Origin of the sequence: Rhizobium sp. J15 (assembly GCF_002531825.1) — a bacterium.
Taxonomy (GTDB): Bacteria; Pseudomonadota; Alphaproteobacteria; order Rhizobiales; family Rhizobiaceae; genus Rhizobium.
The window spans coordinates 25,752-36,547 of record NZ_NWSX01000026.1; the positions used below are offsets into that span (position 1 = coordinate 25,752).

Here is a 10,796-nt window from a genome sequence, read left to right on the forward strand (position 1 = left end):
CATTGATTTGCTTCAAGGAAACGGCGAATTTGTCAGCCGACAAATTCACCGCCCCCATGCCTGGTGAATGAGGCCGGCGATTTCGGCGTTGACGGCGTCCATCGCCTCCAATGCGCGATCATAGGTTCCCCGGTTCATCGAGGAGCGCTCGACCTCGTAAAGCGTCTGCTTGGTGATGCCGGCATCCGAGATGGCCGTCGATTTGACCATCTGGTTCTTCAGCATGAATTCGTGGAACATGGTCGACATGAAGCCGACCATCTGCGCCTGCGGCACGTCGGTCGGCTCATAGCGGGTGATGAGATAGCGGTACCAGGAGAGGTTCACCTCGGCGCCGGCCGCGCGGATCGGCTTCAGTATGCCGCCGAGCATCAGCAGGAACTGGCCCATCGACATGACGTCGAGCATCTGCGGATGAATGGTGATCAAGACGCTGGTCGCCGCCGTCAGCGCCGTCAGCGTGAGATAGCCGAGCTGCGGCGGGCAATCGATGACGACGACGTCGTAGCGGTCGTCGACCTCGGCGAGCGCGCGCGGGATGCGCGTAAAGAAGGTCTTGCCGTCATTGCTCGATTTGTCGGCCATGGCGAGCGGCGTGTCGTATTCGTATTCCTGCAGGTCGAGATTGGCCGGCACGATATCGAGACCGGGAAAATTGGTCTTGTGGATGATGGAAGAGAGTTTCTTCTTCTCGCCGTCGTAGCGGATCGCCTCGTAGAGCGAGGAGGCCTGGTCGAATTCCGGCTGGAAGCCGTGCAGGGAAGAGAGCGAGGCCTGCGGATCGAGATCGACGGCGAGCACGCGATGGCCGGTCAGCGCCAGATGCTGGGCAAGATGGGCAGCCGTCGTCGTCTTGCCCGAGCCGCCCTTGAAGTTGACGACGGCGATCACCTGCAATTTCTCATGGCCGCGGCGATGGGGCACATACATGCGGCTCTCGGAGCGGCCATGCGCATCGAGATAGCGCCTCAGCTCCAGCATCTGCTCGGCGCTGTAGGAGCGCCGCCCGGAAGGCGAGGTCCGGGGGCAGGGGCCTTTGCCTTCGAGATGCAGCTTCTTCAGCGTGCTTTGCGACGCGCCGACATAATTGGCGACCTCCGCCAGCGAGAAGCTGCGCAGCGTCTTCTTCGCATTCGGCGGAAAACGCTGCACGCTGAGCAGATGCAGCTTCTTTGAAATCACGTCGCCCTGTTCGAGAATCTGATCCTCGAAATAGAGCGGCGCGGCCTTCAAGCCATTCAAATTAGCGTTCATCGGCGGCAATCTCTCGGATAACGATTTTCGGGATCAAAAGCCCCTGTAACCGTTATTATCCGCGATTCTCCGATACCGGCCAAGAATTTTAAGGTTAACGCATATTAACCTTTTGGTTTCGCGTTCAAGCACTTGGGCGGTTTTGCATGATGTCTGGGAGGCCGGGGAGTTTGGGCCGGGGGCGCTGATAACGCGCCCCCGGCGTCGCCCGGCCGAAGGGGAGGGGGCATTCGGCGGGCTTAACTCAGTGGCGCTTCGCCTGTGGTGATACGCTGCTCGTTCTCGCCGAACAGGTGAACGGTGTCGTGGATCGGCGCGATCCTGAGGATGTCGCCGGGGGCGGCCCTGATCCGCTCGCGGAAGACGCAGGTCAGCGTCTGCCCTCCAAGCCGGACGAGGACCAGCGTTTCCGAGCCGGTCGGCTCGACGACGATGGTCGTCACCTCGATGCCATCAGGGTCGAGACTGATATGTTCGGGACGGATGCCGTAGATGACGGCGTCGGGCGGGCGGCGCTCGCTTGGCAGCAGCAGGCCATCCTCGGTGCGGAAGCCGTTCTCCGTCATGCTGCCCTTGATGAAATTCATCGCCGGCGAGCCGATGAAACCGGCGACGAAGAGGTTGTTCGGGCGGTCGTAGAGTTCGAGCGGCGAGCCGGACTGCTCGATCAACCCGTCCTTCATGACGACGATCTTGTCGGCCATGGTCATGGCTTCGATCTGGTCGTGGGTGACGTAGATGGTGGTCGTCTGCAAGCGCTGATGCAGTTCCTTGATCTCCGAGCGCATCTGCACGCGCAGCTTGGCGTCGAGGTTCGACAGCGGCTCGTCGAACAGGAAAACGGCGGGATCGCGCACGATGGCGCGGCCCATGGCGACACGCTGGCGCTGGCCGCCCGAAAGCTGCTTCGGATAGCGCTCCAGCAGATTTTCGAGGCCGAGGATCTTGGCGGCATTGCCGACCCGGTGGTCGATCTCCGACCTCGGCATGCGCTTCAGCCGCAGCGAGAAGCCCATGTTCTTGGCGACCGTCATATGCGGATAGAGCGCGTAGTTCTGGAACACCATGGCGATGTCGCGATCCTTGGGCGCCAGCTCGTTGACGATGTGCTTGCCGATCTGGATCTGGCCCGAGGTGATGCCTTCGAGACCGGCGATCATCCGGAGCAGCGTCGATTTCCCGCAGCCGGAGGGGCCGACCAGCACGACGAATTCGCCGTCGCCGATATCGACCGAGACGCCTTTGATGGCTTTGAACGCGCCGTAATCCTTGCGCGCATTGTTGACCGAAACATGGGCCATGAAAGTCCTCCAGAATTCGCCGTCAAAGTCCGTTCAAGACATTTTTGAGATAATCGAGGCCGAGGCGCTCGCCCTCCTTGCGCGCAGAGAGATCCTTGCCCGGCCAGCCATAGGCGGCATCTTCGTGCTCGATCGACAGCGTGCCGTCGAAGCCGTGACCGCGGGCCTGGCGGAGGAAGCGCGGCCAGTCGAGAAGGCCGAGCCCCGGCAGCTTGTATTGCCACCAGCCCTTGCCGTGATAGCCGATCGCCTGCAGCGCCTCGCGATCGATTGCCGTATCCTTGGCGTGCAGGATGGCGATGCGATCCTTCACCGCCTCCATCGCCCGGTAGGGATCGACGCCGATGCGGATGAGGTGCGAGGGATCGAATTCCAGCCCGAAGCGGCGGTCCGGGATTCTCGCGAAAAGCTCCTGCCATCCCTTCGGCGTCGTGCCGATGAAATTGTCTTTCGGTCCCGGCCAGTTCTCGATCGCGAAGGTCAGGCCGGAGGATCGCGTCTCGGCGATCAGCCCGTTCGCGAAGTCGGCGAAATCGTCATAATTGGCCTCCTCGCCCGCGCTGTCGTCGCGTCCGGGGAAGATCACGAAGATCGGCACGCCGGTCTCGCCGATCGCCTGGGCGAATTCCGCCGTTCTTGACCGGAGCTCCCGGCGCCTGTCGCGGTCGGCATCGAGCTGGTTGCCGAAATAGGTGAGAGAGGAGACGAAGAGGCTGCGGCTTCTCGCCAGCGCGACGGCGTCTGCTACCCGGTCCGGCGTCTTGATATGGCCGCCGACATCGATCTCGATGGCGTCGAAGCCGGCCGAAGCGGCGAAGTCCGCCACTTCCTCCAGCGGGCGGTCATTGAATGTCGAGGTATAGAAGCCGATCTTCACCATATCCTCCCGGGCCTTGCGGCCGTTTCAACTGTTCAGCCGATCCATGAATTTGAGCGGCGAGCGCGTGCGTTGGGCGACGTCGGCCGATGCGAGCATCAGGGCGGCTGCCATCGGCATGGCCGCCGCGCCGATCGCCGAGGCATCCTCGCCGATCGAGGCGCGATGCAGCGAGGGCAGGTTGGTGTCCTCGGCGTCGAGATGTTCGTGCACATAACGCAGCAATTCATCGACGATGCGGATCGGCAGCCTGCCGCCGACGAGCACGGCGTCAGGATCGACGATCATGGCGATATGTTTGACGGCGACCGCCAGATGCGCGCTCATTTCCTTCAGCCACTGCGAAACGAGGCGGCGGCCCTGCGCATCGAGCGTCAGCAGATCCTGGGGAACGCTAACCTTGACGCCGTGTTTAGCGAGGAAATCATAAAGGAAGAACAGCGAGAAGATCTCGCCGAGAAGCTGGACCTTCTGGCCCTTGCCGTCGCGGCCGTCGGCGATCGGCAGCCAGCCGATCTCGCCGCTGAGGCCCATGGCGCCGCGATGGCCGTTGCCGTCGAGCACCAGGCCGCCGCCCGGGCAGGCATTGACGGCGATATAGAAGAAGCTGCTGCTTTCGGCGCCGAGGCCGTAATCGAGCTCGGCAAGGGCTGCGGCATTCGCCTCGTTCTCGATGAAGACGGGGTGCTGCGTCAGGTTCTCAAGGGCTGAGCGCACATCGAATTCCGTCCATTCCTGATAGGCATCGGGCTTGCCGAGCAGCGCGATTTCGCCGAGCCAATCCGGCACAGCGAGACCGATGCCGCAAAGGCGCGCATCGTCGATCAGCCGGCTGCGCTGGAAATGGGAGATCGCATCCGATGTCAGCTGCATGAATTCGCCAGGCAGGATGAAGCGCTTTTCGTGATGGACGCGGGCGCGCACATTGCCGACGGCATCGACGGCGAGGATCGTCAGGTGATCGCGGTCGATATTGATGCCGATGGCGTAAGAGGCATCCGGATTGATCTCCAGCTCGATTGCCGGCTGGCCCCGCAGCCCGTGGCGACGGCGAGCTTCCATGATCAGGCCCTCATCCAGCAGCCGGTCGACGATGCGGGCGATGGCCGGTTTGGTGAAGCCGGTCCGCCGCGCGATTTCGGCGCGCGAGATCGGCGCCTGGCGATGGATGCAGCGCAGGACGACGGCCCGGTTGTGCTCGCCGGCATCCTCGACATTGGCGCCCGTCAGATCGGGGGAAAGCTTCGCGCCGGGCATCTGGTTCATGCGTTCAATCCTTCCTCGCGCCAGAAATGCAGGACCGGTCTCATCCCTTCACCGCGCCGCTGGTCATCGCGCCCAGGATCAGCCTCTGGAGCGACAGGAAGGCCACGATCGCCGGAACGACCGAGATCAGGCAGGCGGCGGCAAGCAACTGGATGGACGAGTCGGTCTGCATGCCGCGGAAGTTAAAGATTCCGACACCGATCGGCATCAGGTCATTTTTGGTGAGCAGCAGGAAAGGCACGAGGAATTGCGACCAGCCGGCAATGACGGTGATGATGAAGACCGAGGCGATGCCCGGCGCCGACAGCGGCAGGATGATGCGCCAGAAGACCGAGAAGCGGTTGCAGCCGTCGATCATCGCCGCTTCGTCGAGGCTGCGCGGAATGCCGTCGACGGTGCTCTTCAAGAGCCATGTCGCCAGGGGAACTCCGAGCGCGATATAAACCATGACGACGGCAAAATGCGTGTCCAGCATCCCGAGGCGGTTCATGTAGCGGTAGAGCGGCACCATGATGACGAGCGGCGAGATCATCTGGAAAAGCAGCAGCCCCATCATCGACAGGCCCTTGCCGCGGAAATTGAAGCGGGAAAAGGCATAGGCCGCGGGCAGCGCCACGATCAGCACGCCGAAGCCGCTGAGCGCTGCGAGCTTCAGGCCGTTCCAGAGATAGATCGGGAAATAGCTGTTGTTGAGAACGGTGATGAAATTGTCGACGGTCGGATTGTTGGGAATGTAACGCGCGGCGCCGCGATAGATCTCGCGCTTGTCGCGCATCGCCATCGACAGGAGATAGGTGAGGGGGCCGGCGAAGAAGATGAACATCGCCAGCATGAAGAGATAGCTCATGGCATCGCCGAGCCGGGTTCCGGTGCGCTGGCTCATTGCTCTTCCTCCTTCGGCAGGAACGAGGCATAGACGAAGGCGAGCCCGAGGCTGATGATCAGCATCAGGACGGAGAGCACGCTGCCGCCGGAGAGATCGTAGTTCCGGAAAACGATGTTGAAGACGTAGAGCGAGATCACCTCGGTCGCGCGCCCGGGACCGCCGCCGGTCAGCGTGATGATCGCATCGAAAGTGTTCACCGTCTGGATGGTGATGAGGATCATGTTGACGAGGATCGCGGCGCGCAGCTGCGGCAGCGTGACGAAGAAGAACTGCTGCGAGGCGGTGGCGCCGTCGACTTCGGCGGCTTCATAAAGCGAAGGATCGATCGCCTTCAGCGCCGCATACATGACGACCATGGAAAAGGCCGTGCCGCGCCAGATGTTGGAGATCAGCGTCGACCATGGCGCGATCGCCGGATCCGAAAGCCACGCAACGGTCGGCATGTGCATCAGCCTCAGAATGCTGTTCAGCGCGCCGTAGGGCGCTTCGGAAAACAGCATCTGCCAGATGATGCCGCCGGCGATGCCGGGCACCACCCAGGCGACCAGCGCCGTCGTTCTCAGGATCGTCGTGCCGAACAGGCCGCGCTTTTCGCCGCGGATGACCGTGACGGCGACGGCAAGGCCGAGGATCTGCTGGCCGATGACGCTGCCGCCGACGAAGATCAGCGTCGCCCATAAAATGTCGGGCAGCTGCGGCGAGCTCAGCGCATTGGTGATCGAACCCAGCGTATATTGCTGATTGTCGCCGATCAGCGTCGCATTGGTGAAGGAAAGCCGGAAGACGTCGATGACGGGATAGAGATAGAATATGCCGATGACGATGATCACAGGCATGATCCAGGGCAGGGGCGCACCGGCGAACCGGCGCATGAACGTTCTGCTTTGAGGCGGGCTGTCGGCCTCGATGGCAATGGGGCTCATTGGCTTCTCTGTCCGGGTTTGGCACTTTCGACGGCGCCTCAAGGCTAGGCGCCGCCGCTGTCTAAAAAAATGCCGAGTATCAGAACACGACCGTCCGTTCCGCGCTGAAGGCTGCCCCTCACCCTAACCCTCTCCCCGTTCTGACGGGGAGAGGGGACGTGCCCCGAGAGGCGCTGGTAAGGGACGGAGAGCTTGTGGCTTGTCCCTTCTCCCCGTCACAACGGGGAGAGGTGGCGGCAGCCGGATGAGGGGCTGCTCTCGCCGATCTCCTGAGCTGCGCCGCAGCATCACAGCCGCTTGTAAGCCTCCATCGCCGCGCTGAAGGCGGCATCCAGGGCTTCTTCCGATTTCTTCGTGCCCGAGAGCACGTCGCCCATCATGATCTGGATCTGGTTGGAGATTTCAGGATAGATCGGCACGCCGGGGCGCGCCTGGCCGTTGACCAGAGCCTGGGCGAAGGTCTTGTTGGCTTCGGTGGAGAAGACCTCGTATTTGTCGAACAGCGATTTGCGCGTCGGCAACTGCTGCTGCAGCGCGTTGGCCGGGCCCATATAGACCTCGCGGGCGAGGTTGGCGCACATCTCGACCTTGTCCTTGTCCTTGCTGAAGGAGGCGATCGTCCAGCCGCCGGTGCCGGTCGAGCGCTGATCGGCGGAAGGGCCGGGGATCGGCGAGAAGGTCCAGTTCTTGAATTCCTCCTCGTCGAGCGTCGACTTCAGCTGCGCATATTGCCAGTTGCCGCCGATGAAGAGGGCGGTCGTGCCGGCTGCCGCCGCCGCGTTCATGTCGTCGTAATTGGCGATGGTGCTGACGCGCTTGGGGGCCGCGCCGGAATCGACGAGATCCTTGAAATAGTTCAGCGCCTTCAGGAACTTCTCCTTGTTCTCGCCTTCGCCGAACACCGGCTTGCCGCTGTCGTCGACGAGCTTGCCGCCGAGCGCCCAGTAATTGGCGAGCCAGTCGAAGGTCGTGCCTTCCCAGCGTCCGCCATTGAAGAGCACGCCTTCCATGCCTTCCTTGGTGGAGGCAAGGGCGGCCTTCTTCAGGTCGTCCCAGGTCTCGGGCGCATCTGCAACGATCGACTTGTTACGGTAGAGCACGCGAAGGTCCGTATCCCACCACCAGGCGCGCACCGTCTGGTCCTTGTCGGTGATGCCGGCGCGGATGAAGGGGAAGAGATCGTCCACTTCTTCCTTGGAGAAATAGGGCGTGAAATCGGCCAGCACCTTGTTGACCATGAACTGCGACAGCACGAAGGAGTCGACGGCGGCGCAATCCGGCGCGTTGCCGGCCTTGGCCTGCTCCAGCATCTTGGCCTGCTCGGTGCCGATGTCGGAGGACATGAACTGCATCTGCAGTTTCCACTCGGGATGCTTCTTGATGAATTCGACGAACAGCTTCTGATAGCCCTCGGCGATGGCGGGATCGGAATTGTTCGGGCTGTCGTTGGTCAGGCGGACGACGAGGGTCTTGGCCGCATCGGCAAGGCCGATCCGGTCCTTGGTGGCGAGTTCCTGGGCAAAAATGGCGGATGCTGAAAATAAGATAGTGCTCAGCGCCAATGCGCTGACGGTCGCGCTCTTCATGATGGGTCTCCTCCCCATTTTGAACGAATACAGCCTGGCGGTCGGTTGACCTCTCCTCATTTCCGTGCTGCATTAATTAGATTAAGTTACTTTGATTTGATGTCAAGCCAGAGCTTTGGGAGGATCGAGATGCTGGCGACATTCAACAGCAGCTAGCGCGCTGCCGGCGAAAATCGAGTCGACTTCGCGAGGTCATGCGCCGGATCGAGGTGATGGAGCGTCCATCGGACGCGCGGCGCATCCACCCCGCAATTTTCCCGAGGAAGAGCCCGAGCGATCGCGGATGGCCGCGACCGCAAGCGGCGGTTTTTGCCCGGCGGCAGCCGGATACCCAACTCTGTGGAGGAGAAGATGCGTTTACTCATTCTCGGCACCGGCGGCATGGCCAACCAGCATGCGGCGCGCTTCAAGGCGATCGAAGGCGTCAGCGTCGTCGGCGGCGTCGATGTCGTTCCGGAGCGGCTGGCGGCCTTCTGCACCGAACACGGCATCGCCAATCATTTCCTATCGCTCGAGGACGCGCTCGCCTGGGGCGAGTTCGATGCGGTCGCCAATGTCACGCCCGACAGCATCCACCACCCCACGACGCTGCAGGCAATCGCCGCCGGCAAGCATGTCTTCTGCGAAAAACCGCTTGCCACCGATGCGGCGAAAGCCATGGAGATGACCGAGGCGATCGAGCGGGCGGGCAAGGTCGGCATGGTCAATTTCACCTACCGCAACTCGCCGGCGCTGCAGAAGGGCCGGCAGATGGTGCTCGCCGGCGAGATCGGCGCGGTGCGCCATGTCGAGGCGTCGCATCTGCAAAGCTGGCTGGTCGGCCGCCACTGGGGCGATTGGAAGAGCGAGAGCAAATGGCTGTGGCGGCTCAGCAAAAAGCACGGCTCGAACGGCGCGCTCGGCGATATCGGCATCCATATCGTCGATTTCGCCTCCTACGGCTCCGGCCTCGACGTCGCCCATGTCTTCGCCCGGCTGAAGACCTTCGACAAGGCGCCCGGCCACAAGATCGGCGAGTATGATCTCGACGCCAATGACAGCTTCACCATGAATGTCGATTTCACCAATGGCGCGATCGGCACGATCCAGGCGACGCGCACCGCCGCCGGCCAGATGGACCAGCTGCGCCTCAGGGTCTATGGCGAAACCGGCTCGGTCGAGATGATCTACGATACCGGCAAATCGACGCTGCGCGCCTGCCTCGGCGAGGACGTGCACACCGCCACCTGGCGCGACGTGTCCTTCGATCCCGTCGAGAGCAACTACCAGCGTTTCGTCCAGGCGGTGCGGGCGGGCAAGACCCAGGAACCATCCTTCCGGCGCGCGGCGAATATCCAGAAGGTGCTCGACAAGGCGCTCACCTCCGACCTCAGCCACAAGGACGAGGCGCTTGGTTAGGCATGTCGCGCTTTAGGCCGAAGCCGGCGGCAGCAGCAGCGTGTTGAGGAAGGGCAGCAGCGCCGCGCCGAGCGCCACGCCGCCGCCGCTGAAGCTGGCCGGCCGCATCGGCGAAATCCATGGCGTGATGATGGGCCGCGTCGAGGTATCGCGCCGCTCGATGGAAAGCTGGTGGATCAGCGCCTCGATCACGCCCTGCGGCAGGTCTCCGCCGATCATGACGGTGCTCGGGGCGAAGAAGCCGGCCATGGCGATGATCGGATCGAGCAGATGGCCGGCGGCCTCGCGGATCCATTGCGACAGCAAGGGACAGGAGAATTCCTCGCCTTTGAGCAGCCGGGCGAAATCCTCCTCGCCGATGCGCGCTTGCAGCGATCCGAAGCCGACGACGGTATTGAGCTGGACATTGTCGGGCCCGGTCAGCATTTCGCCGATGCTGCCCGCCCGTCCATGCACGCCGGAATAGGGGACGCCGCGGATGAGGAAGCCCGCCTGCACGTCGTCGTCGATGATGATCATCGCCAGCCCGCCCTCCGGCATGGCGCTGCCGATGGTGCGTTCGGCAAGGAGGCTCGCCGTGCATTCGTTCTCGACATAGGGCCGCGCGATCGTCGAGATCGCGGCGATGGCGTCGCTCTCAGCCTCCGTCCAGTCGTTGGCGGCGATGCCGAGCCCGATGACCGGCAGGCCGGCATGCCGGTCGACCATGTCTCGGGCGGCTGCATGCACCAGCCTGACCTTGTCTGACGGCTCGACGTCGAAATAGGCCCGGTCATGCACCTGGCCGCTCAGATCGATCAGCACGATCTCGCCGCGCCGCTGGCGAAGCTTGACCCCGACCGAAAAAGCGCCCTCCGGCCGCAGCGCGAATTCCGTCGCCGTGGCGCCGCCGCCAAGCCCGTTGCGCCGGTTCGAGGTGACGAGCTTCTCCTCCGCCAGCCGCCGCAGAATATTGGTGATGCCGGGCCCGGTCAGCCCGCTATGCCGCCCGAGCTCGGTGCGCGTCAGCGGCCCATGTCGGCGGATCGCTTCCAGGATGACGCGAATGTTCCGATCGGCGATCTCGCCCGACCTCAACCCCACCGTTTTGGCGCGCCCGGCGCCCACCTCCTGGGTATGAAGCCGACGCGGCCCTGACCGAAGATACCGCATGACCGTCTTTCCTAGAGCAACATGATTTCTTTATCGCACCCGCAGTCGATGTCATCAAAGACCTTCGAAGCTGCCTTGTAAGTTATTGTTACTAGCATGAAAATTGTTCGGTTTGCTTCCACATTTCACATGCGCGGTTTCTTCTTGTGCATT

Annotated in this window: 9 protein-coding genes; 1 reads left to right on the top strand and 8 read right to left on the bottom strand. The window is 62.7% G+C overall.

Translation table 11 applies throughout. The annotated features are described in order from the left end of the window. Positions 1 to 45: 45 nt before the first annotated feature. From repA to CO670_RS20905, 7 genes are all read right to left on the bottom strand, one after another. Complete coding sequence (gene repA, locus CO670_RS20875) at positions 46 to 1,254, bottom strand: plasmid partitioning protein RepA (protein ID WP_097591998.1); 1,209 nt, start codon at positions 1,252 to 1,254, stop codon at positions 46 to 48. Positions 1,255 to 1,493: 239 nt separating this feature from the next. Further along, positions 1,494 to 2,555: a sn-glycerol-3-phosphate ABC transporter ATP-binding protein UgpC gene (ugpC, locus tag CO670_RS20880; protein WP_097591999.1), complete on the bottom strand. Its 1,062-nt coding sequence runs from the start codon at positions 2,553 to 2,555 to the stop codon at positions 1,494 to 1,496. A 22-nt stretch (positions 2,556 to 2,577) separates the two neighbouring features. Then, positions 2,578 to 3,432, bottom strand: coding sequence for a sugar phosphate isomerase/epimerase (locus CO670_RS20885; protein ID WP_097592043.1), 855 nt, complete (start codon positions 3,430 to 3,432; stop codon positions 2,578 to 2,580). A 27-nt stretch (positions 3,433 to 3,459) separates the two neighbouring features. Further along, positions 3,460 to 4,698 carry an ROK family transcriptional regulator gene (locus CO670_RS20890; RefSeq protein ID WP_097592000.1) on the bottom strand — a complete coding sequence of 413 codons (1,239 nt, stop codon included), beginning with the start codon at positions 4,696 to 4,698 and terminating at the stop codon, positions 3,460 to 3,462. Positions 4,699 to 4,738: 40 nt separating this feature from the next. Beyond that, positions 4,739 to 5,581 (bottom strand): carbohydrate ABC transporter permease, encoded by an 843-nt coding sequence (locus CO670_RS20895; RefSeq protein WP_097592001.1) that lies wholly within the window; start codon positions 5,579 to 5,581, stop codon positions 4,739 to 4,741. Beyond that, positions 5,578 to 6,507 carry a sugar ABC transporter permease gene (locus tag CO670_RS20900; RefSeq protein ID WP_097592002.1) on the bottom strand — a complete coding sequence of 310 codons (930 nt, stop codon included), beginning with the start codon at positions 6,505 to 6,507 and terminating at the stop codon, positions 5,578 to 5,580. The genes CO670_RS20895 and CO670_RS20900 overlap by 4 nt, the downstream gene beginning before the upstream one ends. 287 nt (positions 6,508 to 6,794) lie before the next feature. Continuing rightward, positions 6,795 to 8,093 (bottom strand): extracellular solute-binding protein, encoded by a 1,299-nt coding sequence (locus CO670_RS20905; protein ID WP_097592003.1) that lies wholly within the window; start codon positions 8,091 to 8,093, stop codon positions 6,795 to 6,797. A 351-nt stretch (positions 8,094 to 8,444) separates the two neighbouring features. Here CO670_RS20905 and CO670_RS20910 point away from each other — a divergent pair, with 351 nt between their 5' ends. Further along, positions 8,445 to 9,491 carry a Gfo/Idh/MocA family oxidoreductase gene (locus tag CO670_RS20910; protein ID WP_097592004.1) on the top strand — a complete coding sequence of 349 codons (1,047 nt, stop codon included), beginning with the start codon at positions 8,445 to 8,447 and terminating at the stop codon, positions 9,489 to 9,491. Positions 9,492 to 9,503: 12 nt separating this feature from the next. On the opposite strand, the gene CO670_RS20915 is transcribed toward CO670_RS20910, so the two are convergent. Next, positions 9,504 to 10,643 (bottom strand): ROK family transcriptional regulator, encoded by a 1,140-nt coding sequence (locus tag CO670_RS20915; RefSeq protein ID WP_097592005.1) that lies wholly within the window; start codon positions 10,641 to 10,643, stop codon positions 9,504 to 9,506. Positions 10,644 to 10,796 lie beyond the last annotated feature (153 nt).